Consider the following 26473-nt stretch of genomic DNA (forward strand, 5'->3'; position numbering starts at 1 on the left):
CGTAATGAATTTACGTGTTCACTCTTCAAGACTTGATACATCAAATAGTTTTGCGATATCAATCCTGCGAGTGCCCACACAGATTGTCTGATAAATTGTTAAAGAGCAGTGCGACGCGGCGCTGAGCCTGCTGTCGCGAGGTGGCGTATATTACGCTTCACCGCTGAAGAGTCAAGGTTTTTTTCCTTCCCTCTCACAAGAAAATGAATCACTTCATTACCTTGCTGACCCGCCCGCGTTACCGCTTTACCGTGTCAGTGGTGGCGCATTATAGGCAGCTGACAAGCGCTGGCAAGCGCTATTTACAAAATTACAATTAACTGCCGTTTTTTTACTCTCAAATGAGTCAAAACGCCGTGTTATGAAGGAAATAATCGCAATATTACCGTCAGACGTGAAGACTTTTGACTGGTTATCAGTGCTATGCTGTCATCATTCACATTTCTAACTTTCGTCGATAAGAGGGATGACGTCAGATGATTAAATCTGCGCGCAGAATGGCCGGGCTTCCCTGGATTGCCGCGATGGCTTTTTTTATGCAATCGCTGGATGCCACTATCCTGAATACCGCTATACCTGCGATCGCACGAAGTCTGAATCACTCCCCACTCGCTATGGAATCTGCGGTTATCAGCTATACGCTGACCGTAGCCTTACTGATACCGATTAGCGGTTGGTTGGCCGACCGTTATGGCACTCGCCGGGTTTTTATCATTGCCGTATCACTGTTTAGCTTCGGCTCCCTCCTGTGCGCACTTTCAGGCACCCTGACAATGCTGGTTGTTTCTCGCGTTATCCAAGGCGTAGGTGGGGCGATGATGATGCCGGTCGCCAGGCTTGCTTTATTACGCGCCTATCCCCGCAGTGAACTCCTGCCGGTGTTGAACTTTGTCACTATGCCCGGTCTGGTCGGGCCGATAATGGGTCCCCTACTGGGGGGGATTCTGGTAACCTGGGCGACCTGGCACTGGATCTTTTTAATTAATATTCCCATCGGGATTATTGGCGTCATTTACGCCCGCCGCTACATGCCCAACTTCACCACACCTAAGCGTCGCTTCGACATGCTGGGCTTTTTACTGTTTGGTCTGGGACTGGTTTTGATATCCAGCGGGCTGGAGCTTTTTGGTGAGCAAATTTCCAGCTATACGGTTGCTTGTGCGCTGTTATTTAGCGGTATTGTTCTGCTACTGCTTTACATAAGCCACGCTCGTCGTCATCCCAGCCCGCTGATAAGCCTGCCAATGTTCAAAATACGCACCTTTTCCGTTGGTATCGCTGGCAACATTGTCGGCCGCCTCGGTACGGGTGCAATTCCATTTCTGATGCCCTTAATGCTTCAGATAGGCTTTGGCTATCAAGCCATTATTGCTGGCTGCATGATGGCACCTACAGCGATTGGTTCAATAGTGGCCAAATCAACGGTTACTCAGCTTCTGCGCTGGAACGGCTACCGTAAAACGCTGGTTGGTATGAGCATAATTATCGGCATACTGATCGCCAGTTTCGCTCTGCAATCCTCACAAAATAGCGTTGTCTGGCTGCTACTGGCGCTATTTGTACTGGGTATGGCGATGTCAACTCAGTTCACTGCAATGAATACCATAACCCTAGCTGATCTGACGGAAAATACCGCCAGTAGCGGCAATAGCGTACTGGCGGTAACCCAGCAGCTTTCTATCGGCTTTGGTGTTGCGATTAGCGCCGCTGCTTTACGCTTTTACGAAAACGTTGACGCCACTGTCGTTCAGCAATTCCATGCAACCTTTGTAACGATGGGGGCCATCACTATTCTGGCTTCAGCGGTATTTTTACTGTTGAAGAAAGGGGACGGCCGTAATTTAATTATCGACAGTGAAAAGAAAAGCAGAAAATAAACTCTAACGCATTGCCACCGAGTCGCGCACAACGAGTTCCGGCGTCAGCACTAACACTTGCCGGCTGGCGTCAGGATCAGCCAGGCGGTGTAGCAGAGTATCAATTGCCAGCTCACCTAAATCGTCTTTCGGCTGATGGATCGTTGACAGTGGCGGACAAAGATAGCGCGCCAGCTCAATATCGTCGTAACCCATAACCGCAATATCTCTGGCTACAACTAACCCGGCTTCGTGGATGGCGTGATAACAGCCCACCGCCATTGCATCATTACTGGTAAAAACAGCATCCGGTGGTTGTTCCAGCGCCAATAACTGTTTCATCGCGCTATATCCACCGGAGAATTCAAAATCGCCATACACCAGATATTCCGGATTAAAGGGGATACCAGCCGTTAGCATTGCATTCCGAAAACCGTCAAGTCGTAGCCGGGCCGGTGTTTTATCCTGAGGGCCAGCGATACAAGCTATCCCACGGTATCCACTTTGGATGAGAAAACGTGTGGCAAGCTCCCCCCCCACCAGAGAATTATCCTGAATAATATCGCTGTCGCCATCAAACGGTGCCCAATCCATCATTACGCTTGGTATAGAAGGATAGCGGGTAAGGATATCACGTGAGGGAGGCTGGCTCTCCGTACACATGATCAGCAAACCGTCCACGCGCTTTTGTAACAATGATTCAAGACTATGGTTCATACGATCTTCATCGCCTTCGGTGTTACACAGAATTAGACTGTAATCACGCTCATAGCAGATTCGTTCAACACCGCGTACCACTTCATAATAGAAAGGATTGCTGCTGGCAGACAGCAACATACCGATGGTGCGAGTCTGATTCATTTTCAGGCTGCGAGCCAACGCAGAGGGGGCGTAATTTAGTGTGCGAATTGCCCCCTCAACCTTTTCCCGCACCGCTTCGCTGACAAAGCGGTTATTGTTGATTACGTGCGAAACCGTCGAGGTGGAAACGCCTGCCTTGCGGGCAACATCTTTCATGGTGGCCACACTGCTCACCTCTGCTGTTGTAGAAAACGATCAATCTCTTCACGTCGTGGCACCGAAGGCTGCGCGCCTGAACGCGTAACGGCAATTGCAGCAGCAGCATGTGCGAAAATAATCGCCTCATCCAGCGGCTGCGCTTCCAGCAGAGCGGTAATCAACGCACCGTTAAAGGTATCACCCGCCGCAATAGTATCCACCGCACTCACCTTAAATCCGGCTATTTTTTTACCTTTGCCACCTTCACTCAGCCAGGCACCACGGTTGCCGAGGGTGATAATAACCGTCGCAATGCCTTTTTTGTGCAGTGCCGCTGCTGCAAGCGCCGCGCCATTATCATCGCTAACGTCAATCCCGGTGAGAGTCTGCGCTTCCGTTTCATTGGGCGTGATAATGTCTACTAGCGCCAACAACTTATCACTGAGTTTTGCTGCTGGTGCGGGGTTAAGGATCACCTTACAACGATTTTTCACTGCAATTTCCGCCGCCAGCTGGACACTTTCAATCGGTGATTCCAGCTGCATCAGCAATGCGTCGGCCTGTGCAATGATTTGCCACTGCTTTTGCACCCGCTCCGGCGTAAGCGCTCCGTTGGCACCCGCGTAAATGCCAATAATGTTTTCACCTTCTTTATTGACGTAAATCAACGCGACGCCGGTGGCCTCTCCCTCGACCTCTTCAATGGTAGTAACGTTAATGCCATCACGATTAAACTGCTGACGCATCTGGCGGCCAATATCGTCACTACCTATGCAGGCGACGAAAGTTACATCAGCCCCTGCACGCCCGGCAGCGACGGCCTGATTCGCGCCTTTTCCACCGTAAGCGACCTCATATTGTTTACCGATCACCGTTTCGCCTGGACGCGGAAACTGTGCCAGATTCAGGATATGATCGGCATTGATGCTGCCAAGCACAGCCAGTTTTCCACGTTTCGTCATAGCAGGACCGTCCTGAATAAATGAAGCAGCTCGTGGTACGAGCAGCATATTAACTCGTTATTTCTGCCTAACCAGATTCAGATCGACGGGAACAGTTTTTGGGACTTTTTCACCTTTGATCACGTTATCAGCAGTAGCCAGGCCAATAACACCAATCTGATCGGGACGCTGTGCCACCGTAGCTGCCATCTTACCGCCTTCAACCGCTTTCACACCATCGGCAGTGCCATCAAACCCAACGACGATAACATCGCTTCTACCTGCGGTCTGCAGAGCGCGTAAAGCCCCCAGCGCCATTTCATCATTCTGCGCGAATACCGCCTGCACCTCCGGATGAGCGGTGAGCAAATTCTGCATTACGTTCAGCCCCTTGGTGCGATCGAAGTCCGCAGGCTGGCTGGCAAGAACCTTAAAGTTATGTGCTTTAACCGCCTCCGCAAAACCTTCGCCGCGCTCACGCGCGGCGGAAGTGCCGGCAATACCTTGCAACTCGATAATACGGGCACCTTTACCCAGCTTTTCTGCGATAAAATCACCGGCCATTTTACCGCCAAGACGGTTATCGGAAGCCACATGGCTGATGACTTCACCTGCTGAAGCCACGCGATCGAGGGTTATTACCGGAATGTTGGCCTGATTTGCTATTTTAACTGCGTTCCCTACCGCATCGGAATCCGTGGGGTTAATCAGTATCACTTTGGTCCCGCGTACCGTCAGATCCTGCACGTTGGCTAACTCTTTGGCCGGATTGTTTTGTGAATCAAGCACTATCAGGTTGTAGCCAAGCTTATTGGCCTCCTTCTGCGCACCTTCTTTAAGAGTAACGAAGAACGGATTATTCAGCGTTGAAACGACCAGCGCAATATTATCTTTTGCCAGCGCACTGACGCTGAAGGCCAGAGATACAACCACAGCCAGTGAAGTCAGTATTTTCATGTTATATGTTCCTGTCGGGGTAGTACCCAGTCTGTAAACGCTACGTCCAGCGAAACAGATTCCAGGTAAGGTTTATTAGCTACTTTTGTTGTCGATAAGAACCGCCATTAGAATCACCGCCGCTTTGACAATCATCTGGTAGTAGGAAGAAACGCTCAGAAGATTAAGGCCGTTATTTAAAAAACCCAGGATAAGCGCGCCAATCAGCGTACCGAAAACCCGCCCTTTACCGCCGGCCAGACGGGTGCCGCCGAGCACTACAGCCGCAATAGCATCAAGCTCATAGCCACTACCCGCCGTAGGCTGAGCCGACGAAAGTCTTGCCACTTCAATGGTGCCTGCCAACGCGGCCAGTAGCCCACAAAGGGAATAGACCACGATTTTGACCCGGTTAACGCTAATACCAGAAAGACGCGTTGCCGCTTCATTGCCACCCAACGCATAGATATAGCGTCCAAGCCGGGTATGGTGCAGGGTGTACCAGGACAGCAGAAAGACCAGCGCCATCAGCCATACTGGAACCGGTATCCCCATCAGCCGACCAATACCAAACCAACCGTAGAGATCGGCATTAGCATCGAAGCCGGTATTGATTGGACTGCCATCGGTATAAACCAGCGTAGCGCCGCGCAACAGCAGCATCATCACCAACGTAGCGATAAACGCCTGGACTTTACCCTTTGCCACAATAATGCCGGTTATGGCACCGATGGCCGCGCCCAGTGCCAGAGACGCCGTAACCGCCAGCAATGCGTTGACGTCGATACCTACCAGCGAAGCGCCGACGGCCCCGGTCAGGGCCAATAATGAGCCGACGGAGAGATCAATACCCGATGTTAAAATGACCAATGTCATCCCAACAGCCATGATGGCGTTTACCGAAGTCTGCTGCAGGATATTGAGCAAATTGTTAACGGTAAAAAAGTTAGGGCTGAGAAACGCCACTATGGCAATTAATATGAGCAGTGCGAACAGCGATTTCTGCTCAAGAAGCCAACGTTTGCTAAACCAGCGACGCTGAGAGGGAATAATTTGTGCGTTCATATCAGGCCAACTCCTCGGGCTGTTTACCGACCGCTGCCGCCATCAAAACCGCTTGGGTGGCTTGATCTCTGGAAAAATTGCCGCTTATCCGACCTTCATGCATCACCAGAATACGGTCGCTCATTCCCAACACCTCTGGCATTTCCGACGAAACCAGTAAAATACTCAGTCCATCATCTTTAAACTGATTTATCAGCTGATAAATTTCTTTTTTTGCGCCCACATCTACGCCACGGGTTGGCTCATCGAGAATGAGGACTTTTGGCCGGGTCATTAGCCCACGAGCGATTGCAATTTTTTGCTGATTACCACCAGAAAGCAGCCCGACCGGCTGATTCATCGAGGGCGTTTTGATATTGAACAAACAGATAAAATCACCAACCGCCAGTTGTTCCTCGGCATGTTTTAGCTGACCACCTGTCCGGCTGAAATAGCGCAGCGCTGTCAGCGACATGTTTTCTTTCACGGACATTCCGAGAATCAGTCCATCACGCTTACGATCTTCCGAAATATAAACAATACCGTTTTTCAGCCCCTCTTCGGGCGTACGCGTCTGCACAACGTTGCCGTTCAGACGCATCGTTCCGGCACTTACAGGCAACGCACCGTAGAGTATTTTCATCAGTTCAGTGCGTCCGGCACCCATCAGCCCGGAAATACCAATAATCTCCCCCTGGCGGAGGGAAAAGCTCACAGAGTCAACACCCGGACCGCTAAGATTTTCAACTTCCAGCAGCACCTTACCTGGCGCTTTTTCGAGATAAGGATAGTGATCTTCCAGCTTGCGCCCAACCATCATTTCAATCAGTGATTCTTCACTCAGTTCGCTCACCGCTCGTTCAGCAATAAACTGACCGTCGCGGAAAACGGTTACCTCATCGCAAATGTCAAAAATCTCTTTCAGGCGGTGAGAGATATAGACAATGCCACAGCCCTGGGCTTTCAGATCGCGAATGACATTAAATAACGAAGCGGTTTCAGTGTCTGTTAACGCATCGGTAGGTTCATCCATGATGATGACGCGCGATTTGAAGCTGAGCACTTTGGCAATTTCAACCATCTGCTGATCGCCAATCGACAAATCACCCACCAGCTGACGGCTGCTAAAGCGTAGGTTTAACCGCTTGAGCAAACTATCCGCCTGCTGATAGATATCAGCCCAGTTAATTTTGCCAAAGCGATTAGTCACCTCACGGCCAAGAAAGATATTCTCCGCCACAGTAAGCTGAGGAACGAGGTTAAGCTCCTGGTGGATGATGCCAATACCGGCATCCTGCGAAGCTTTTGGCCCGTTAAAAACAGTTTCCTCACCCAGCCACTTGAGCGAACCGGCATCGCGCAGATAAATACCAGTCATAATTTTCATCATGGTGGATTTACCGGCACCATTTTCCCCCACCAGCGCCATAACTCGTCCGCAATATACACTGAGAGAGGCGCCGGAAAGCGCTTTCACGCCAGTGAAAGACTTTTCAATGCCACTGAGTTGCAGTAACGGTTGCATCGCTACCTCAAAAAGTCACACCTGCATGAAGCAGGATATTAGCGTAGGGGGTACATTCTCCGCTGCGAACCACGCCCAGGCTTTGGTGAGTAAGCTGTTTGAAGTTTTCGTGGCTGACGTACTCAATGCTGATTGAATTTCCCTGGCGCTGCTGCAAGTCCTCGATCAACGAGGTGAGCTGGCGATGCACTTCCACATTATGCTGGCAGATTTCTTTCGCCACCGTGACGCGCTCAACCTGCATTTCATTGGTTATCTGTTCTGTCACCTGGAGAAAAGTGGGAATGCCTTGGGTCAGCGCGAGATCGATTCGCTCAGGACCCGATGGAATCGGCAGCCCGGCATCGGCTACAACCAGGGTATCTGTATGACCCATGCGGGCAATAAGTGCTGAAATGTCAGACTGTAACAGGCTGCCTTTCTTCATCATTCACTCCGGAGCGAAACGTTTCGCTGGCGCCAAGTTTCCGACAATATTCTCAGGGAAACAATCAGCAGTTAATGAATTTGTGATCACTATCGAAACGTTTCGCTCGCGGCAAAAAATGGATGATCAGGGGGATAATTTGCAAACTACAAGGATAGAAAAGAAAAAGTAGAGTTGAAACGTCAGGCTGAACAACGAAAGAGGTAAAATGGTAAACAAACGCACATTGAGCCTACCGCGCATCTCACAACCTGTCTGCCGTGAGATGCGTCAAAAAAACATTTTTTTCTGAAGGCATCCGATCTTCTTGTGTACCAGACGATATAAGTCAAATTAATTAAAAACCATGCCGCCATCGATCAACAGTGCCTGGCCCGTCATATAGTCAGAGTCCGGGCCAGCAAGATATGAAACACAAGCTGCTACGTCTTCGGGTTCAGAAAGACGACCGAGGGTAATGCGTTTAGCAAATTCGGCAGTACCATAGCCCACAGGCTGTCCAGCCGCAGCAGAAATTTCCCGGTCGATTTTTTCCCACATCGGTGTTTTGACAATACCAGGGCAATAAGCATTTACGGTGATACCTGATGAGGCAAGATCGCGCGCAGCGGTTTGTGTCAGGCCACGCACGGCAAATTTACTTGAGCTGTAAACAGCCAGCTCAGGATTGCCAACATGTCCAGCCTGCGAGCAGGCATTAATGATTTTTCCGCCATGACCTTCCGCGCGAAAAGCCTGGACTGCGGCCTGAATTCCCCAGATAACCCCTTTTACATTGATATCGTAAACTTTATCCACCATCTCTGGCGTAATCGCTTCGATTAGGGTAGTCGGGGCAATGCCAGCGTTATTAACGATAACATCAAATCCATCCAGCAAATCTCTCGCCTGCTCAACGGCGGTAAAAACCTGGTCACGATTTGATACGTCAGCTTTAATGGCACAGGCTCTACCACCATGATGAGTAATCTCATCGGCAACCTGTCGTGCCGTTTGCTCATTATAATCGACTACTGCTACGCCAAAACCATCCTTTGCCAGACGAATGGCAATCGCTCTACCAATCCCCTGTCCTGCGCCGGTAACTAATGCAACTTTGTTTTTCATCTCTTTCTCCTTGAACAAGCTCTCACAAGATCTGACTCAAATGCAGTTGACCCATTAACATGGGGTTATCGGCATAATCAACTGGGATCGCTACCACAGACGGGCCTTGCACATCCATTGCGCAACGCAGGGTATGCTCCAGCGACTCTGCATTTTGTACGACGAATCCTTTCGCACCGAAAGCTTCAGCGTAAAGTTTGAAATCAACGGGGCCAAAATTAACAGCTGAAACACGCTGATATTTTTTTTCCTCCTGTATCGCCACCATGTTGTACCCTTGATCCACCCAGATGATATGCAGAATATTGGCATTGAGTCTGACCGCGGTCTCCAGCTCCATACTGGATTGCAAAAAACCCCCGTCGCCGGAAACAGAAACCACCTTACGGCTGGGATCAACCAGCCATGTTCCTATCGCCCATGGAAGTGCTACCCCCATTGTCTGCTGCCCATTTGAAATCATGATCTGACGCGCACGAAAACTATATAAATAACGGGCAATCCAGATATGAAAACTACCCATATCGACGGTCAGTGTGACATCACTATTAATGATGTCTTGCATCGCCCTTACGATACGGAGTGGATGCAAGGCAAACTGACTCAGCTTATGTCCCTGGACCGCCAACAGTTGGCGCTGATCCTGCCGATCCTGCAAAATAGCAGCCGCCTCATCGCTCAAATTCAGCACGCTATTAATATGCTCACTCAGCTTATCCAGTGTCGCCGCGATATCGCCCACCAGTTCCGTATCCGGTAAGTAATTATTATCAATCTCCGCTGGCTGTACATCGATATGCACCAGCTTTGCTTTGCCGGAGTTCCACATCGCTGGCTCGTACTCAACCGGGCTGTAACCGATGGTTATGATCAGATCCGCCTGACGTAGCAGACGGTCGCCAGCCTGGTTATTAAACAGCCCTACTCGTCCGGCGAATCGGGAGAAGTGCTCCTGGTTTATAGCACCCGCAGCCTGATAGGTACTGGTAGCGGGAATGTGACTTTTATTCAATAAACGGCGAATCGCATCACTATTTTTAGCCTGACTCGCCATCAGGCCCAGCAGCAATACGGGGTTCTTTGCCTGTCTGATATAACCAATAGCCTCTGAGATAGCGTCTTCCGGTGCCGCTCCCTGAACGACGGGCTTTCTGGCGGGGATCGGCTGACCTTTAACCGGGTCATCCACGATATCCTGTGGCAGACTTATGAAAGCGCCACCACCGCGCCCTTGTTCTGCATAGCGAAATGCATTCGAGACAACCTCAGTCAGCGCATCGCCATCAGTCACTTCGGCAGAAAACTTGGTGACCGGGCGAAACATGGAAACGGTGTCCATACTTTGATGCACCAGCTTAGAACTGTCGGCGCGTTTTACCGCGCCACCCAGCGCCACCACGGGATCGCCTTCGGTTGTCGCCGTTGCCATACCGGTAACGAGATTTGAACAGCCAGGGCCGGAGGTCACCAGCGCTACTCCTGCTCTCCCGGTCAGTCTGCCAACCGCGGCGGCCATAAAAGCGGCATTAGCTTCATGACGAACAGGAATAATTTGAATGTGCGAATCGAGCAGAGAATCAAAAACCTTATCAATTTTTGCGCCGGGAATGCCGAAGACATGATTAACGCCCAGCGTTTCCAGCTGCGCTACCAGTAGATCGGCACCGTGCTGCCATAATGGTGTTTCTGTCGGATTTTTCATCATTTCATCCCTATAAAACTAGCCTTCAACTGAGCGGATAGCAGAATCAAGATCTACAGGCGTCAGATTGGCATTAAGAAAATCCTTGTCCTGCGGCAAATCAATAATCAGCTTATTAATCTCACCAAAAGTGAGAACGCCTTCATGCAGGGTATAGTCAAGCAGATGCCCTCCCCCCTGGCGATCGTCGGTTATAAAGTGCTCGTGATAACCCGCAACGTTAATACCCTGCATGTACTGAGGCGTACGAAATCCAATAACAACGCCACGACGCCGGTTAAAAGTGAATACTGGCTGATTATCGAGAATTTCTGGCATCGAACGATAAGGACGATGTTGGCAGGGAACGGTTCGGGTAGCCGCATCAGCGAACAGACCATCAATACGCAACGCACAAAACTGATTATCTGATTGCACCTGCTGATTAATAACCTGATGTATAGCCTCACGGTCAACAGGTTGCTGAAAATGATGTCGATATTCAGGCTTAAAAAAAGTCATCACTGCAAAGGGGGTTTTTTGATCCGGCTTAGCCGTGGAGGCACTGCCGTCTGATCGTAGTTGGTAAACCTGACTATCGAAAGCGATCAGTTCGCCATCGAGCTGATTAAAAGTGCCAAGTCCGAAATCTCCGCGCGTAAGCAGGTTGGCAACCGTGGTATTCCCATCATAGACACCGCTTAGTAAAGCGCTCATCAGTGAGGTCTGATAGATAACACTTTCTGGATTGGATCTGTGAAAATCGCTTACCGTGGAAACTAATTGTTTCTCACATAAACAATCAGTTAATGAATGATTCATTCTATTCCTCGCGGGCAAAATATAAGCTTCATTGTTTAATATCTTGACGAAACTTAGTGCAGGATACCAATATCTAGAAGGCTTAATTTGGAGACGTTTTTAATATGGAACTTCGCCATCTGCGCTATTTTGTTACCGTTGCGCAAAACGGTAATTTCACCCGCGCTGCAGAAATACTGGGAATATCTCAGCCCCCACTTAGCCAGCAAATTTTACGTCTTGAGCGCGAGATAGGCACACCACTCTTAAAACGCCTGACACGAAGTGTTGAGATGACCGAGGCTGGAAAAGTGTTTTATCACGACGCACAGCACATCCTTGAGCTTGCCGGTCTGGCGATGGAAAAGGCCAAAGGTATCGCTCGCGGTATCAGTGGCGAGCTATCATTGGGCTTTGCCAGTTCAGTGGTATTTCATCCGGCAGTATTTAGTTTAATCACCGCGTTTCAGACACACTATCCGGCGATGTCACTGTTGACGCGTGAAGATAATATGGCTGCGTTGATACATGATTTACAGGAGGGGTTGCTGGATGCAGCTTTCGTCAGGCTCCCCTGTGAAAGTAGCAAATCACTCGACCTCAGGGTGATGGCAAGCGAACAAATGCGTCTGGTTTTGCCACAAAGCCACCGACTAAGCGCAAATAAACAGGTCGCACTTAGCGAGATGAGAGAAGAAAGACTGGTCCTTTTTCCACGTGAAGTCTCTCCCAGCCTGTATGAAATGATTGTCAGCGCTTGTCTGCGCGCCGGTTTCCAGCCCAGGCTTGGTCAGCAAGCACCTCAAGTGCTACCAGCAATTAGCATGGTTGCCGCAGGTTTTGGCTTTACTCTCGTGCCTGCATCGGTATGTGAAATCAGCTATCCGGGAGTGACTTTTCATGCGATAGACGACATCACGCTTACTTCAGATATCGCCTTAGCATGGCGTCGCTTTAATCGTTCTCCTGCGGTGCATCATATGGTTTCAACCTTGAGAAATGCTTCGCAGGAGGGACGTTAATGTCTTAGCCCTTGAGCTTGATAATCTCTTTAACATCAAGCTCTATAGAGTTGAAATCTTTGTCTATTTTACCTTTCAGCTGAACTTTATCCTGCGGAGTGATGGTTTGTCCCATCCAACGCTTATGATCAATTTCCACCAGCAGATTACCGGTGTTATCGCGGAATATATATTTATCATCGCCGACGCGTTTCTCGATATGTCCGGTAACCGAAACCCAGCTATTGTCGCTCATCTCTCCGGCTTTAGCCGCGGTAACCGCGCTGCCGTCTGGTCCGGCGAAGCCTCCCTGATGACCAACCTGTGTGTGCGGCGCATTCGGATCAACGAAGCCGCCTTGCTGAGCTGCATAGAGCGGTGCGGAAGTCAAAGCGACCATAGCTAAAACAGCAGCAGTTTTTTTCAATGATTTCATGCTTTTTTCCCTTTTAATCTGACTATCAGTTTGTTGATGATAATGATTAAAACATACATTTCTTAACAAGTTCTTAATACTATAGTTCGCAGAGTCTTTTTTTAAAAATTGATTTATTACGTCAAAATTAATAGTTAATGCGGTACAACTATCCTTATCAATACATTTAGCGCTAGCACAGACAGGGAGAGCAACAATGCGCATCTTACTCATTGAGGACGATACCTTGATTGGCGATGGGACCAAAGCAGGTTTAACTAAACTTGGTTTTAACGTCGACTGGTTTACTGATGGCAAAACAGGATACAGCGCGTTGAACACAGCACCTTACGACGCGGTGGTTTTGGATCTCAGCTTACCAGAGATGGATGGGCTCAACATTCTGGCGCAATGGCGTAAAAATGGTGCCGATATCCCGGTACTGATCCTCACCGCGCGTAATGCCCTGGAACAGCGCGTGGAAGGCCTGAGTAGTGGCGCCGATGATTACCTGTGTAAACCCTTCGCACTAACCGAAGTTAGCGCGCGTTTGCAGGCACTAATCCGCCGTCGCTATGGTCAGTTTCAGCCACAACTTAGCCATGGTGAGGTAACGCTTGATCCAGCAGCACATACTGTTACTGTCCGCGGGGAAACCCTGGCCATGAAACCTCGTGAGCTATCGCTTCTTGAGCTTTTGATGCGTAATCCTGGCCGGGTGTTGACCCGGACTCAGCTCGAGGAGAAACTTTACAGCTGGGATGACGAGGTATCCAGCAACACGGTAGAAGTGCACATCCATCATCTGCGTAAAAAACTCGGCAGCGATTTTATTCGTACGGTACATGGTGTCGGCTATATCCTGGCTCCCACCAAATGAAAAAAATAAGCCTGCGTCTGCGACTTGTTGTTGGCTTCATACTGATTGTTCTGCTGTGCGGGGGTACCGCGGCGTTGCTTTCATGGTTGCAAACGCGGGAAAACATCAACGAGCTGTTTGACACCCAGCAACTGCTGTTTGCACGTCGCCTGGCAACCCTTGATCCGCATAACCTGACGCCACACAGTCTCTCGGAAAAGAAAAGTAAAAAGCTTCTGCGTCATAATCGTGGCAACGTTGATGATGATGTACTGGCATTTGCTATTTTTACTCGCGATGGAAAACGCGTTGCCGACGATGGCGATCATGGTCGTGAGATCGGTTTTGAACCAGACAAGCAGGGCTTTTCAAATAGCAGATTGATTAACGACGACGATCGCTGGCGTATCGTCTGGCTGGACAGTGCTGATTATCAGTATCGGATAGCAGTAGGGCAAAAAGAGAAATATCGGGAAGAGATGACGGCAGATATGGTCTCCGCCAGCCTCTATCCCTGGCTATATGCTCTGCCGCTGATGGTCATTTTACTCTTCTGGCTGCTAACGCATGAGCTCTCACCACTGCGTCGCCTGACCTATGAACTGGAAAAACGCTCGCCTGATGCAACCCATCAGCTGAAACCCGCTCGGATACCAAAAGAAGTTTTCCCGTTGGTTCAGGCACTTAACGGGCTTTTTTCACGCACCTCACGAATGATCTCCCGCGAGCGTGGTTTTATTTCCGACGCTGCTCACGAGCTACGCAGCCCGCTGGCAGCATTGCGGGTACAAGCAGAGGTCGCCCAGCTGTCCGGTGAAGATGCTTCCACTCGCACGCGAGCACTTAATAATTTAACTGGTGGGATCGGTCGTGCCAGTCGCCTTGTCGATCAGCTACTCGCCCTTTCGCGGCTGGATAACACCGGCGATCTGGAAACCGCGCCAACGGAGATTCAGACTTTACTCAGACAGGCTATTGTCGAGCAATATCCAACAGCAACGCAGGCTGGGATCCAGCTGTCGCTGGAAGCATCGTCTCAACCCGTTATCATACAAGGCGATTCACTGTTGTTATCATTATTGATGCGTAACCTGCTGGATAACGCTATTCGCTACGGCGGTGCCGGTGGCGAAGTACAGCTTTTGCTTAGCACAAACCAGCTCAAGATTATCGATAATGGGCCGGGTATTGACGAAGCGCTTATTACGCGAATTGAAGAGCGCTTTTTTCGCCCACCGGGACAAAAACAGCAGGGGAGCGGGCTGGGCCTCTCGATTGTCAGACAAATTGCTCAGCTGCATAACATGAAAATGGCGCTGGCTAATCGCCCGGAAGGCGGACTGTGCGTTACCCTTAGCTGGACATAACGCACAGCGCCAAACGTTGGCGACCGGGTAACATCAGAGAGCCAGTCGCCTTTCTGACGAAATGATGACCGCTAACAAGGCCCGGTTACATTTCTATTTGCGTACCCAGCTCTATCACCCTGTTCGGCGGGATCTCAAACTGATCGGGCGCCCGTAGCGCGTTACGCTGCAAGGCAAGGAATAACTTGCCACGTAGGCGTAAATACCAGGGACGCTTCCCGATAATCAGCGACTCATGCGACATAAAAAACGAGGTTTCCATCATCCGACAGTTAAGCCCTTCCAAGCCACAGCGATGGAATATCTCTTCAACATTTGGCGTTTCACGCCAGCCATAACTGGCAACCACCCGCCAGAAAGTCGGGGATAATTGCTCGATGGTAACGCGCCGCACGTTATGAACGTAAGGTGCATCTTCGGTGCGTAGAGTGAGCAACACCACCCGCTCATGTAATACCTTGTTATGTTTGAGATTATGTAATAAAGCAAAAGGGATGACACGCAGGGTCCGTGACATGTACACCGCCGTACCCTGTACGCGTACCGGCGGTGATTTTTCCAGTGAAGCAATCATTGCTTCAAGTGAATTACCATGCTCGCTCATTCGACGCAACAGGCGAAAGCGTTCGCTTTTCCAGGTGGTCATCACGATAAACATCATCAGACCCAAGGTCAGAGGCAGCCAGCCACCGTAAAAAACCTTCACCAGGTTAGCCGAGAACAGCGACACATCGATGCACAACATGCCAACCAGAATCAGCAACACCAGATAACGATTCCAGTGCCAGTTTTTAATCGCCACCGTGCTACAAAGGATAGCGGTCAGCACCATAGTTCCGGTTACAGCGATACCGTAGGCCGCCGCCAGATTGCTCGAATGTTTGAAACCGATAATAACCAGAACCACGGAGACATAGAGCAACCAGTTAATGAAGGGCACGTAAATCTGGCCGGATTCTTCTTCGGAAGTGTGGATGATACGCATTGGCGGCAGGTAACCCAGACGAACGGCCTGACGGGTTAACGAAAAAACGCCGGAAATTACCGCTTGCGATGCAATTATCGTCGCCAGCGTTGCCAGAATCAGCAGCGGAATCAGCGCCCAGTCAGGAGCCAGCAGGAAAAAAGGGTTCTTAATCGCCTCAGGGTGTTTTAACAATAACGCCCCCTGACCAAAATAGTTGAGAACCAGAGAGGGCAGCACCACGCTAAACCAGGCCACGCGGATCGGTAATTTTCCGAAGTGTCCCATGTCGGCATACAGCGCTTCCACGCCGGTTATCGCCAGCACCACCGCGCCCAACGCAAAGAAAGAGACTGACTTATATTGAATAAAAAAGTTAACAGCCCAAACAGGATTCAAAGCATGTAAAACTTCGGGATTATCGATAATGGCAAGGGTGCCCAGAACTGCCAGAACGATAAACCACAGCAGCATAACCGGTGCAAACATTTTACCAACGATACCGGTTCCGTGTTTCTGAATAACAAACAACGCCGTCAGAACGCCGATAGCCATAGGAACGATATAAGCATCAAGCGAGGGAGCTGCAATCTCAAGACCTTCTATAGCCGAAAGCACTGAAACGGCCGGGGTAATCACCACTTCGCCATAAAAAAAACTGCCACCGATTAATCCCATTATCACCAGAATAGCCGTGGTACGAGCACCGGTATTACGACCAGCCAGCGACATTAGCGTCAGAATTCCCCCTTCACCGGCGTTATCTGCCCGCATCACATAACTGATATATTTCAGGGAAACGACTAAGATCAACAGCCAGAATATTAACGAAAGAAAGCCAAACACGGCCTCACGTTCCACTCCGAAACCGCTATGGCCGGAAAGACACTCACGCAAAGTGTAAAGTGGGCTGGTGCCAATATCACCATAAACCACACCGATGGCGGCAAGGGTAACGGCACCGAGTGACTGCTTTTTATCAGAACTCATAGACTCTTCTTTTGTTGGCGCTCACTGGCGCAAAAATGCGCAACCGGAGCCATCAAAAAGCGCACAGTATGCCTGAATCAGCGTAAATGCCCACCTCTAAAAGTGCCAGAGATAACTTAATTCTATTAATGTTAGCGCTTTAATACTAAAAAGTTGTCTGGTATCAACTATTTCAAGCATCATAGTCCGAAGTTTTGCTGTCGCCAGTGTAGGTGACGCAGGGGAGCTTGAAAGAAACAGGATCAATGACAAATTATGGCTGACTCTTCTTTATTAGCTGAACGCATCGCAAAATTAAGCAACGCGCTGGAAAAAGGTCTATATGAGCGTCACCATGCTATTCGTCTGTGCCTGCTGGCGGCGCTGTGTGGTGAAAGCGTATTCCTGCTTGGGCCGCCGGGTATAGCCAAAAGCCTGATCGCCCGACGACTCAAATTTGCTTTCCAAAATGCTCGCGCCTTCGAGTATCTCATGACACGTTTTTCCACCCCGGAAGAAGTCTTCGGACCGCTTTCCATTCAGGCGCTAAAAGATGAGGGGCGTTATCAGCGTTTGACCAAAGGGTATCTGCCCAATGCTGAAATTGTTTTTCTTGATGAGATATGGAAAGCCGGCCCGGCGATCCTTAATACATTACTGACCGCCATTAATGAACGCCGCTTTCGCAATGGTGACACTGAAGACCCCATTCCGATGCGGCTGCTGGTCACTGCGTCTAATGAACTGCCGGAGGCTGACAGCGGACTGGAAGCGCTCTATGACCGAATGCTTATTCGTTTATGGCTGGATAACGTTCATGAGAAACACAATTTTCGCAGCATGTTGACCCATCCGGGCGATGAAAACAGCAATCCGGTCTCTTCCTCACTCTGTATTACTGACGAAGAGTATCAGCAGTGGCAGTCAGGGATCGGCAAGATCAACCTCCCTGACAACGTTTTTGAACTTATCTTCCAGCTGCGCCAGCAGTTGGAAACCTTGCCGGACGCTCCCTATATTTCCGATCGGCGCTGGAAAAAAGCGATCCATCTATTACAAGCCAGCGCCTTTTTCAGCGGGCGTCATGCGATTGCCCCTATCGATCTCATTCTGCTGAAAGACTGCCTGTGGCATGATTTAGCATCACAGACGCTGCTGGAGCGGGAAATTGAAAATCTGATGACACAGCAGGCCTGGCAACAGCAGTCAATGACCCTGCATTTACAGCAAATCAATGCCCGTTATTTAGCCCTCAAGCAGCAGCATAACCTCGGTCAGGCGATCCAGCTGGAGAGACATAGCGGCATGTTCAGCCGTAAATCTCACTATGATTTACCCGAAAATATCTCCGGCGATAAACTGGTATTCATGCTGCAGAAACCGCTCAGTCTGCACGATATAAGGGTAACCCATCTGACTATTGAGCGCAAAAGTCTGCAGAGCTGGTTGCAAAAAGGCACTGAAGCGCACGGTCAGTTAAATGGCATTGGCTTTGCTCTGCCATTGGATCTACAAATTGATGCGCAGAGCTACCTGACGGTACGTGATAACAGCTTGCAAGCTTCGCGACTGGCCCTGCCAGACGCAACACCCTACGTCATACCTGAGGAAATAAAGCAAACACTCGATGAGGTCGATACTCAGCTGCGCGCTCAACGGACGCTGTTCAATCAGCAACAGCGCTGCTTGTTTATTAGTGATGACTGGCTGGCACGCATCGAAACCAGCTTACAGCAGGTTACTGAACAGCTTCAGGCTGCGCAGCGATGATCTCTATGGATACCCTGAGCGTATCTCTGTCAATTAGCGAACAGGAGATGATTGACGAGATGATAGTGACCTTGCTGGCTTCACCAGAGATAGCCGTTTTTCTGAATAAATCTCCCGCCCTGAAAAACGCGCTGCTGCGTGACGTTCTACGCTGGAAAGCGGAGATTCGCGATCGGCTGCAAACCACCCCAGTGCCGCATGCTCTGGCGCAGGAACTTCAGCTTTTCCAACAAAGCCAGACTATTGATTTCGCCACCTTCAATCAGCGTCTACCCACTACCCTTAAGGCGCTGCAAAATAACGCATCATCCTTTGCCAAAGAAGCCTTGATCCTGATAGAAAACAGCGGTAATGCTGCGTTGAGTCGTGCCCAGCAGAGCCTGTTCATTCAACGTTGGCGTCTTAGCCTGAACATGCAAGCACTGAGTCTCGATCAAGCGCTACTGGAGCAAGAGCGGGAAAAACTGCTGGCAGAACTACAACAGCGGCTGGCGATGAGTGGGCAGCTGGCACCCGTACTGGCGGAAAATGAAACCAGCGCCGGACAACTGTGGGATATGAGCCGTGGCTCCCTGCAACGCGGCGACTATCAGCTAATTTTGCAATACGCCGATTTTCTTAGCCTTCAACCTGAATTAGCGGCGCTTGCCGAAAGGTTAGGACGTAGCCGTGAGGCAAAAGCCAGCTCGGAGCGCAATACACAAATGGACGTTCTTCGTCAGAGAGTACGCGAGCCAGCTACCGCCCCGGAAGAAGTCAGCGGCATCCATCAAAGTGACGATATACTGCGCCTTCTGCCGCCTGAGCTGGCAACGCTCGGCATCAGCGAGCTGGAAATTGAATTTTATCGTCGGCTGGTTGAAAAGCGTCTACTCACCTACCGTTTGCAAGGGGAAAGCTGGCGGGAAAAACTGATCACGCGCCCTGCACATCATAATCAACGACAACAACAGCCATTTGGCCCTTTTATTATTTGTGTTGATACCTCCGGTTCAATGGGCGGGTTTAACGAACGCTGTGCTAAAGCCTTTTGCCTGGCGCTGTTAAAAGTGGCATTAAACGATCAACGCCGCTGCATGTTAATGCTGTTTGCTCATCAGGTGATCGTTTATGAGTTAACCGCTGAGGACGGGATCAGCCAGGCAATACGCTTTCTCAGCCAGCAATTTCGCGGCGGAACGAACCTGACCGCTTGTCTGGAACACGTGTTAAAACACCTCGCCTTGCCGGGATGGCAGGAGGCGGATGCCGTTGTTATCTCTGATTTTATTGCTCAGCGCCTGCCGGAAAAACTCAGTGATGAAGTGAAACATCACCAGCTCCGGCTGCAGCAAAAATTTCATGCAGTGGCGATGTCCGATCACGGTAAACCCGCTATTTTGCGTATTTTTGACCACATCTGGCGCTTTGATACCGGCATCAAAAGCCGCCTTTTACGTCACTTGCGTCGCTGAATGACAGCGATAGATCGAACAGCTTTGCTATAGTCATGTTTATGCTTTTAACAGATAAACCACGGAAAAAACCATGACAGACGCAATGACACCCGCGGATAGCTTGCCCGAACCAACGCGTACTCTCTATCTCAGTGGAGAAAGTAGCGATGAAAAGCGCCAACAGCTGCTGAATTATTTCAATCAAACCTGGGCGCTGTATGAAAGCCTCTTCAGTTGCCTGAGCGATCCCCAAGCCTGGTATACCAAAGCAATCCCGCTACGCCATCCGCTTATTTTTTATTACGGCCACACTGCCACCTTTTATATCAATAAGCTAATCGCCGGTCAGCTTATTGATAAACGTCTGGATGCGCATATTGAAGCGATGATGGCCATCGGCGTCGACGAAATGAGCTGGGATGATCTTGATGACACCCACTACGCGTGGCCAGACATTGCCCAGCTGCGTGATTATCGAGCCCAGGTAAAAGGCGTGATAACAGAGGTTATCAGAACCATGCCGCTGGAGCTGCCGATAGGCTGGAACAGCCCGGCATGGGTCATTCTGATGGGCATCGAGCATGAACGCATTCACCTGGAAACCTCAAGCGTATTAATACGTCAGCTACCTGTTGAATGGGTACAGCCTCAGCCCCATTGGCCAGTGTGTCCCCGGGCGCGCCATCGCTACCAGGATGTACCGAAAAACCAGCTGTTGCCGGTAACAGGCGGACGCGTAACACTTGGGAAAACCGATGATACCTACGGATGGGACAATGAGTATGGCAGACAGGTCCATGATGTCAGCGAATTTCAGGCCAGCGAGATGCTGGTCAGTAATGCCGAATTTCTGCATTTTGTTCAGGATAACGGCTACCAAAATGCATGCTGGTGGGATGATGAAGGTCAGGGTTGGCTTGCGTTTTCTCAGGCCATAATGCCAACGTTCTGGGTGGGACAACCAGAGCAACCTGATACGCTTAAACTACGTCTGATGGCCGAAGAAGTCGTCATGGCCTGGGACTGGCCAGTGGAAGTCAACCAGCTGGAGGCGGCAGCCTTTTGCCGCTGGAAAAGCGCACAGATCGGTCAGTCAGTCCAGCTACCTGGCGAAGCTGAGTGGTACCGCTTGCGCGAAGCCGTGCCGGGCGATCAGCCTGAATGGCAGAGGCCACCAGGTAATATAAACCTTTCCTGGTGGGCATCACCCTGCCCGGTAGATACTTTCCGCCAGGATAAATTTTACGATCTGGTGGGCAACGTCTGGCAATGGACCACCACGCCGATCAACGGTTTTGAAGGATTTAACGTTCACCCACTCTACGACGACTTTTCAACGCCAACTTTCGACGGTAAGCACGCACTGATTAAGGGCGGCAGCTGGATCTCCACCGGCAACGAAGCGTTGAAATCCGCCCGCTACGCCTTTCGCCGTCATTTTTTCCAGCATGCCGGCTTCCGCTACGTCGTTTCCAAACATAAGGAGAGCATGACACTTAATCCTTATGAAACGGATGCGATGGTGTCGCAATACCTTGAATTTCAGTATGGGCCTGAATATTTCAGCATAGCTAATTATGCTCGCCAGTTAGTGGAAATAGCCCTGCCACACGTCAAACAGAGAGGTCACGCACTGGATATCGGCTGCGCAACCGGGCGCGCCAGCTTTGAACTGGCTCGTTATTTTGAGCAGGTAACAGGCATGGACTACAGCGCACGCTTTATCGACGTAGCGTTACAGCTGGTAAGCGGGGACGATTTCCGCTACGTCATCCCCACGGAAGGCGAGCTGGTAGAATATCGTCAACTGCGCCTGAAAGAGGTAGGTATTGACCGTATCACAGCCGGTAAAGTGCAGTTTGTTCAGGGTGATGCCTGTAATCTGAAACCGCAGCCAAAACGCTATGATTTCGTGCTGGCAGCTAATTTACTCGATCGTCTGCGTCAACCGCTGCGTTTTCTGCACGATATCACCCCGATGATTCAATCTGGCGGAATCTTGCTTATATCCTCTCCCTGGACCTGGCTTGAAGAATATACCGAACGCAACCAGTGGCTTGGCGGCGTGCGCGAAAACGGCGAAGCACTGAGCAGCTATCAGGCACTACAACGTTTTATGGCAGCAGAGTTCGAAGAAATCGCGCCAGCGCAGGACGTCCCCTTTGTTATCAGAGAGACCGCCCGCAAATATCAGCATACACTGGCTCAGGCCAGCTTGTGGCGTAAACGTTGAGAAGGGAAAGCATCACACGACTTTTGCCGGGGGGCAATAACCGGCAAATGCTGGCTTTCATCATTGACTGACAAGAGAAAGGATTCGTTATGAATCCTTTCTCTTATACCGCCGACAACAATCATAACCTGATATTTCAGAACATATCATTTTTTTAGCCAACACGTTATAGCGCATTTAGCTAAATATAATGACCTGACCGTACACGCTTCCTGAAAGGACGCTGTCAATTTCTTAACGAACGTTTTAACCTGATGGCCGCCGCTCAATCGCGTCATTAATAACCAGTAGGCAGGGTAAAATTAAATAGCACACTTCTTTTCTGCGATGCTTTTTTCGATGCCCGTTTCTTTCTTTAAAAATATCGCTTCCATATATAAGGAGAAAGTATTGCCTTCTGATCTGACTCGTCTGATGGTTATTCAAGGCCTGACTGACATGTGCCATTATTGCCATTGCTGCATGAGCGCTGCGGAGCGAGCAATACAAACAAAACAACACGGGTTGTACAGGATTAGCTGTTGTGGCGCCAGTGATAATCGTGCTACATCTATCGCAAATGGTGCCGGTTAATCGTCCTGAGGCAATTAGATATAATGGAAATAACGCTTGATAAGCATTTTTTCTTGCCAGTCTTCCGACGATAGCGCAATTTTAATCTGACGATAGTGATAAGTAATCAGGAAATACGATTCATGGCTGAAAATACACAAATCGACGATCTGGATCGTGGCATCCTCAGTGGTCTGATGGATAACGCGCGCACCGCCTATGCTGAGCTGGCTAAGCAGTTCCACGTCAGTCCCGGCACCATTCATGTGCGTGTCGAAAAAATGCGTCAGGCAGGTATCATTGAAGGTACCCGCGTGGAGATTAATCCCAAACAACTCGGTTATGACGTTACCTGTTTTATCGGCATCATTCTAAAAAGCGCCCGCGATTATCCTGCTGCACTCGCCCGTCTGGAAAGCCTCGACGAAGTCGTAGAAGCCTATTACACCACTGGCCATTACAGCATTTTTATCAAGGTGATGTGTCGTTCTATCGATGCTCTGCAACAGGTGCTGATTAATAAAATTCAGACCATTGAAGAAATCCAGTCTACCGAGACGTTAATTTCATTACAGAATCCAATCAGCCGTACCATTAAGCCCTGAGCTAATAAGTTTATCCACATCCTCGTAGAAAGAAAAATCCCATTGCCCCCTTTTATTTATAGGGTTTTAATTAACTCGCCACTTTCGGTCTGACGTAATAACCTTAATTATCCACAGGTAGATCTACGTTTGATCACAGCTTACAATATGCTCCTTAATCAGCTGGTTATTGGAGCAGTTATGGCAGATATCACCTTCATCAGCGGCAGTACGCTTGGTAGCGCCGAATACGTGGCAGAACATCTGGCAGAAAAGCTTGAGGTGGAAGGCTACTCAAGTGAGATTTTACATGGCCCGGTGTTAGCTGAGCTTCCCTCTGAAGGTCTGTGGCTTATCGTAACCTCCACTCATGGTGCCGGCGATCTTCCTGATAACTTGCAACCACTGATTGATGAACTGATTGAGCAAAAACCTGACCTCAGCGGTGTTCGCTACGGAGCTATAGGTATTGGTAACCGCGAATACGATCTTTTCTGCGGCGCGATTGATAAAGTCAATGAGGCCATGCAGGCATGTGGCGCCACTCTGCTGGGAGAAACATTGAAGATCGACGTGCTGGAACATGAAATTCCGGAAGATCCGGCTGAAAACTGGCTGGCGATCTGGCAACAGCATCTTCAGTAAAATTGATCGCATATTAAACCGCCTTTTTGTGCGATCCCGAACACTTTACCTGTGTATAAGCTTGTCTTTTTACAGCTTAAAACCCGTTATTATCCAAAGAATAACTTTAGGTACTGTCGTGTACTGTGAATAACTCGGCATTTAGATCCCAGTTTATTCTGTCTGGGATCACCGATCATTCACAGCTAATGATCCTCAGCATCAATATGATCAAAAAGCGCTTTTTTCGCTTATCCACAGATTATGGCGATCCTAATAGAAGATCTAATAAAGAGATCTTTAAATAAAAAGATCTTCTTTTTAATACCGACGATCCTGCCGCTTTTACCGTTGAAGAAATTTAAGTAGAATCCACAGCCCGGGCATCGATTCCACCATCGCTATGAGGTGCAGTACCATGTTTTATCCAGATCCTTTTGACGTCATCGTGATTGGTGGAGGTCATGCGGGCACAGAAGCTGCTATGGCTGCAGCCCGAATGGGTCAGCAGACACTGTTATTAACCCACAATATCGACACCCTAGGACAAATGTCCTGTAACCCGGCGATCGGTGGGATCGGCAAGGGCCACCTTGTTAAAGAGGTGGATGCACTTGGTGGGTTGATGGCGACTGCAACAGATAAAGCGGGCATTCAGTTTAGGATACTAAACGCGAGCAAGGGACCTGCTGTTCGTGCGACGCGAGCTCAAGCCGATCGCGTGCTGTATCGGCAGGCGATACGCACCGCGTTAGAAAACCAACCCAACCTGATGATCTTTCAGCAATCGGTTGATGATCTGATCGTAGAAAATGATCGCGCGGTTGGAGTTGTTACTCAGATGGGGCTCAAATTCAAAGCCAAGGCGGTGGTGCTGACGGTAGGAACTTTTCTTGATGGAAAAATCCATATAGGAATGGATAACTACAGCGGTGGTCGTGCTGGCGATCCGCCTTCCATACCTCTGGCTCACAGACTACGCAATTTGCCTTTACGGGTTAGCCGTCTGAAGACGGGTACACCGCCGCGTATTGATGCCCGCACAATTGATTTCAGCATGCTAGTTACCCAGCACGGTGATAACCCGATGCCCGTATTTTCATATATGGGCAGTGCTGTGCAGCATCCGCGACAGATGCCTTGCTGGATGACGTATACCAATGAACAAACGCATGAGACGATCCGAAATAATCTCGATCGTAGCCCGATGTACGCCGGGATCATTGAAGGAATAGGCCCCCGTTATTGCCCCTCGATCGAAGATAAAGTTATGCGTTTTGCCGATCGAGATGCTCATCAGATCTTCCTTGAGCCTGAAGGGTTAACCAGTAACGAAATCTACCCAAATGGTATTTCAACCAGCCTGCCTTTTGACGTTCAAATAAAGATAGTCCGTTCGATAAAGGGACTGGAAAATGCCCGAATTGTGCGGCCTGGTTATGCCATTGAGTATGATTTTTTCGATCCGCGCGACCTAAAACCAACGCTTGAGAATAAGTTTATTCTCGGTCTGTTTTTTGCCGGCCAGATCAACGGTACTACCGGTTATGAAGAAGCGGCTGCTCAGGGTCTGCTGGCAGGACTGAACGCCGCACGTCTTTCTGCTGATAAAGAGGGCTGGGCGCCACGCCGTGATCAGGCCTATATTGGCGTACTGGTTGATGATCTCTGTACCCTGGGGACAAAAGAGCCTTATCGCATGTTCACCTCACGCGCTGAATATCGTTTGTTGCTAAGAGAAGACAATGCCGATCTTCGCCTGACAGCAACTGGCCGTGAACTGGGTCTGGTCGACGACCTACGCTGGGCGCGATATAACCAAAAACTGGAGCAGATCGAGCGGGAACGCCAGCGTTTGCGAGATATTTGGTTGCATCCAAAATCCAGCAACGTGGATGAAGTTAACGCGTTGCTGAGCGCTCCGCTGACTAAAGAGGCAAACGGCGAGGATTTACTGCGCCGACCGGAAATGACCTACCAGCAACTGATGACACTTAGCTCCTTTGGCCGCGCGCTTACCGATGAGCAGGCAGCTGAACAGGTTGAAATTCAGGTTAAGTACGAGGGATATATTGCCCGCCAGCAGGAGGAAATCTCCCGTCAGCTGCGTAATGAAAGTACCTTACTGCCTGACGATATCGATTATTTGCAGGTTAGCGGCCTTTCTAACGAAGTCAAAGCCAAGCTAAACGATCATAAGCCGGTGTCTATCGGTCAGGCTTCGCGGATCTCCGGCATTACGCCCGCAGCCATTTCGATTCTGCTTATCTGGCTAAAAAAACAGGGGTTGTTACGTAAATCAGCCTGACAGAAAATCGGTTAAGCGCTTGCCCGGTAATACTCGTATTTCTACGAATATTTGTATACCCCCGCGCTTTATGC

At 49.7% G+C, this 26473-nt stretch carries 21 protein-coding genes; 10 read left to right on the top strand and 11 right to left on the bottom strand.

What is annotated here, in order from left to right:
- The first annotated feature begins 476 nt into the window (after window positions 1-476).
- Window positions 477-1877: a multidrug transporter subunit MdtD gene (gene mdtD, locus BM191_RS12920; RefSeq protein ID WP_092878845.1), complete on the top strand. Its 1401-nt coding sequence runs from the start codon at window positions 477-479 to the stop codon at window positions 1875-1877.
- 3 nt (window positions 1878-1880) lie between these two features.
- Here mdtD and rbsR read toward each other — a convergent pair whose 3' ends face one another.
- The 9 genes from rbsR to budA all read right to left on the bottom strand — a co-directional run bounded on the left by rbsR (window position 1881) and on the right by budA (window position 11338).
- On the bottom strand, window positions 1881-2882 hold the full coding sequence (rbsR, locus tag BM191_RS12925; protein ID WP_407927880.1) for a ribose operon transcriptional repressor RbsR: 1002 nt from the start codon (window positions 2880-2882) through the stop codon (window positions 1881-1883).
- 5 nt (window positions 2883-2887) lie between these two features.
- Complete coding sequence (gene rbsK / locus BM191_RS12930; protein ID WP_092879038.1) at window positions 2888-3817, bottom strand: ribokinase; 930 nt, start codon at window positions 3815-3817, stop codon at window positions 2888-2890.
- Between the two features lie 57 nt (window positions 3818-3874).
- Complete coding sequence (gene rbsB / locus BM191_RS12935) at window positions 3875-4753, bottom strand: ribose ABC transporter substrate-binding protein RbsB (protein ID WP_092878847.1); 879 nt, start codon at window positions 4751-4753, stop codon at window positions 3875-3877.
- A 75-nt stretch (window positions 4754-4828) separates the two neighbouring features.
- A complete protein-coding gene (gene rbsC, locus BM191_RS12940) occupies window positions 4829-5797 on the bottom strand; it encodes a ribose ABC transporter permease (protein WP_092878849.1) in 969 nt (322 codons plus the stop codon).
- 1 nt (window position 5798) lies between these two features.
- Window positions 5799-7301, bottom strand: coding sequence for a ribose ABC transporter ATP-binding protein RbsA (gene rbsA / locus BM191_RS12945; RefSeq protein ID WP_092878851.1), 1503 nt, complete (start codon window positions 7299-7301; stop codon window positions 5799-5801).
- 7 nt (window positions 7302-7308) lie between these two features.
- The gene (rbsD, locus tag BM191_RS12950; protein WP_092878853.1) at window positions 7309-7728 is read right to left on the bottom strand and encodes a D-ribose pyranase; all 420 of its coding nucleotides are present in this window, start codon (window positions 7726-7728) and stop codon (window positions 7309-7311) included.
- A 333-nt stretch (window positions 7729-8061) separates the two neighbouring features.
- Window positions 8062-8835, bottom strand: a complete 774-nt coding sequence (locus tag BM191_RS12955; protein ID WP_092878855.1) for a (S)-acetoin forming diacetyl reductase — start codon at window positions 8833-8835, stop codon at window positions 8062-8064.
- Between the two features lie 22 nt (window positions 8836-8857).
- Window positions 8858-10537, bottom strand: a complete 1680-nt coding sequence (gene alsS, locus BM191_RS12960) for an acetolactate synthase AlsS (RefSeq protein ID WP_092878857.1) — start codon at window positions 10535-10537, stop codon at window positions 8858-8860.
- Window positions 10538-10555: 18 nt separating this feature from the next.
- Entirely contained in the window at window positions 10556-11338 is a 783-nt protein-coding gene (gene budA / locus BM191_RS12965) for an acetolactate decarboxylase (protein WP_092878859.1), read from the bottom strand.
- Window positions 11339-11442: 104 nt separating this feature from the next.
- Here budA and BM191_RS12970 point away from each other — a divergent pair, with 104 nt between their 5' ends.
- A complete protein-coding gene (locus BM191_RS12970; RefSeq protein ID WP_092878861.1) occupies window positions 11443-12339 on the top strand; it encodes a LysR family transcriptional regulator in 897 nt (298 codons plus the stop codon).
- A gap of 4 nt (window positions 12340-12343) precedes the next feature.
- Here BM191_RS12970 and BM191_RS12975 read toward each other — a convergent pair whose 3' ends face one another.
- A complete protein-coding gene (locus BM191_RS12975) occupies window positions 12344-12745 on the bottom strand; it encodes a YgiW/YdeI family stress tolerance OB fold protein (protein WP_092879042.1) in 402 nt (133 codons plus the stop codon).
- A 205-nt stretch (window positions 12746-12950) separates the two neighbouring features.
- On the opposite strand from BM191_RS12975, the gene qseB reads away from it, so the two are divergent.
- Together qseB and qseC are read left to right on the top strand one after the other, a co-directional pair.
- Window positions 12951-13613, top strand: coding sequence for a quorum sensing response regulator transcription factor QseB (qseB, locus tag BM191_RS12980; protein WP_092878864.1), 663 nt, complete (start codon window positions 12951-12953; stop codon window positions 13611-13613).
- Window positions 13610-14959, top strand: coding sequence for a quorum sensing histidine kinase QseC (gene qseC / locus BM191_RS12985; protein ID WP_092878866.1), 1350 nt, complete (start codon window positions 13610-13612; stop codon window positions 14957-14959). The genes qseB and qseC overlap by 4 nt, the downstream gene beginning before the upstream one ends.
- Before the next feature lie 85 nt (window positions 14960-15044).
- Here qseC and kup read toward each other — a convergent pair whose 3' ends face one another.
- Window positions 15045-16913 (bottom strand): low affinity potassium transporter Kup, encoded by a 1869-nt coding sequence (kup, locus tag BM191_RS12990; protein WP_092878868.1) that lies wholly within the window; start codon window positions 16911-16913, stop codon window positions 15045-15047.
- 255 nt (window positions 16914-17168) lie between these two features.
- Between kup and ravA the strand changes: the two genes are divergently transcribed.
- The 6 genes from ravA to mnmG all read left to right on the top strand — a co-directional run bounded on the left by ravA (window position 17169) and on the right by mnmG (window position 26399).
- Window positions 17169-18662, top strand: coding sequence for an ATPase RavA (ravA, locus tag BM191_RS12995; protein ID WP_092878870.1), 1494 nt, complete (start codon window positions 17169-17171; stop codon window positions 18660-18662).
- Window positions 18659-20116 (top strand): ATPase RavA stimulator ViaA, encoded by a 1458-nt coding sequence (gene viaA / locus BM191_RS13000; protein ID WP_092878872.1) that lies wholly within the window; start codon window positions 18659-18661, stop codon window positions 20114-20116. The genes ravA and viaA overlap by 4 nt, the downstream gene beginning before the upstream one ends.
- An 85-nt stretch (window positions 20117-20201) precedes the next feature.
- Window positions 20202-22331 carry a 5-histidylcysteine sulfoxide synthase gene (ovoA, locus tag BM191_RS13005; protein WP_092879044.1) on the top strand — a complete coding sequence of 710 codons (2130 nt, stop codon included), beginning with the start codon at window positions 20202-20204 and terminating at the stop codon, window positions 22329-22331.
- Between the two features lie 695 nt (window positions 22332-23026).
- Window positions 23027-23488, top strand: coding sequence for a transcriptional regulator AsnC (asnC, locus tag BM191_RS13010; RefSeq protein WP_092878874.1), 462 nt, complete (start codon window positions 23027-23029; stop codon window positions 23486-23488).
- A 180-nt stretch (window positions 23489-23668) separates the two neighbouring features.
- Window positions 23669-24112 carry an FMN-binding protein MioC gene (gene mioC / locus BM191_RS13015; RefSeq protein WP_092879046.1) on the top strand — a complete coding sequence of 148 codons (444 nt, stop codon included), beginning with the start codon at window positions 23669-23671 and terminating at the stop codon, window positions 24110-24112.
- Between the two features lie 397 nt (window positions 24113-24509).
- Complete coding sequence (gene mnmG / locus BM191_RS13020) at window positions 24510-26399, top strand: tRNA uridine-5-carboxymethylaminomethyl(34) synthesis enzyme MnmG (protein WP_092878876.1); 1890 nt, start codon at window positions 24510-24512, stop codon at window positions 26397-26399.
- The last annotated feature ends 74 nt before the right edge of the window (window positions 26400-26473 follow it).

The organism is Izhakiella capsodis (assembly GCF_900115045.1).
Classification (GTDB): Bacteria; Pseudomonadota; Gammaproteobacteria; order Enterobacterales; family Enterobacteriaceae; genus Izhakiella; species Izhakiella capsodis.

Bases quoted from the DNA above. Each gene is read 5' to 3' on its own strand.
- rbsC (WP_092878849.1), bottom strand. From the start codon at position 5,797: ATGAACGCACAAATTATTCCCTCTCAGCGTCGCTGGTTTAGCAAACGT.
- BM191_RS12955 (WP_092878855.1), bottom strand. From the start codon at position 8,835: ATGAAAAACAAAGTTGCATTAGTTACCGGCGCAGGACAGGGGATTGGT.
- rbsK (WP_092879038.1), bottom strand. From the start codon at position 3,817: ATGACGAAACGTGGAAAACTGGCTGTGCTTGGCAGCATCAATGCCGAT.
- rbsA (WP_092878851.1), bottom strand. From the start codon at position 7,301: ATGCAACCGTTACTGCAACTCAGTGGCATTGAAAAGTCTTTCACTGGC.
- viaA (WP_092878872.1), top strand. From the start codon at position 18,659: ATGATCTCTATGGATACCCTGAGCGTATCTCTGTCAATTAGCGAACAG.
- kup (WP_092878868.1), bottom strand. From the start codon at position 16,913: ATGAGTTCTGATAAAAAGCAGTCACTCGGTGCCGTTACCCTTGCCGCC.
- rbsB (WP_092878847.1), bottom strand. From the start codon at position 4,753: ATGAAAATACTGACTTCACTGGCTGTGGTTGTATCTCTGGCCTTCAGC.
- mioC (WP_092879046.1), top strand. From the start codon at position 23,669: ATGGCAGATATCACCTTCATCAGCGGCAGTACGCTTGGTAGCGCCGAA.
- rbsD (WP_092878853.1), bottom strand. From the start codon at position 7,728: ATGAAGAAAGGCAGCCTGTTACAGTCTGACATTTCAGCACTTATTGCC.
- mdtD (WP_092878845.1), top strand. From the start codon at position 477: ATGATTAAATCTGCGCGCAGAATGGCCGGGCTTCCCTGGATTGCCGCG.
- asnC (WP_092878874.1), top strand. From the start codon at position 23,027: ATGGCTGAAAATACACAAATCGACGATCTGGATCGTGGCATCCTCAGT.
- mnmG (WP_092878876.1), top strand. From the start codon at position 24,510: ATGTTTTATCCAGATCCTTTTGACGTCATCGTGATTGGTGGAGGTCAT.
- qseB (WP_092878864.1), top strand. From the start codon at position 12,951: ATGCGCATCTTACTCATTGAGGACGATACCTTGATTGGCGATGGGACC.
- ravA (WP_092878870.1), top strand. From the start codon at position 17,169: ATGGCTGACTCTTCTTTATTAGCTGAACGCATCGCAAAATTAAGCAAC.
- ovoA (WP_092879044.1), top strand. From the start codon at position 20,202: ATGACACCCGCGGATAGCTTGCCCGAACCAACGCGTACTCTCTATCTC.
- alsS (WP_092878857.1), bottom strand. From the start codon at position 10,537: ATGAAAAATCCGACAGAAACACCATTATGGCAGCACGGTGCCGATCTA.
- qseC (WP_092878866.1), top strand. From the start codon at position 13,610: ATGAAAAAAATAAGCCTGCGTCTGCGACTTGTTGTTGGCTTCATACTG.
- BM191_RS12970 (WP_092878861.1), top strand. From the start codon at position 11,443: ATGGAACTTCGCCATCTGCGCTATTTTGTTACCGTTGCGCAAAACGGT.
- budA (WP_092878859.1), bottom strand. From the start codon at position 11,338: ATGAATCATTCATTAACTGATTGTTTATGTGAGAAACAATTAGTTTCC.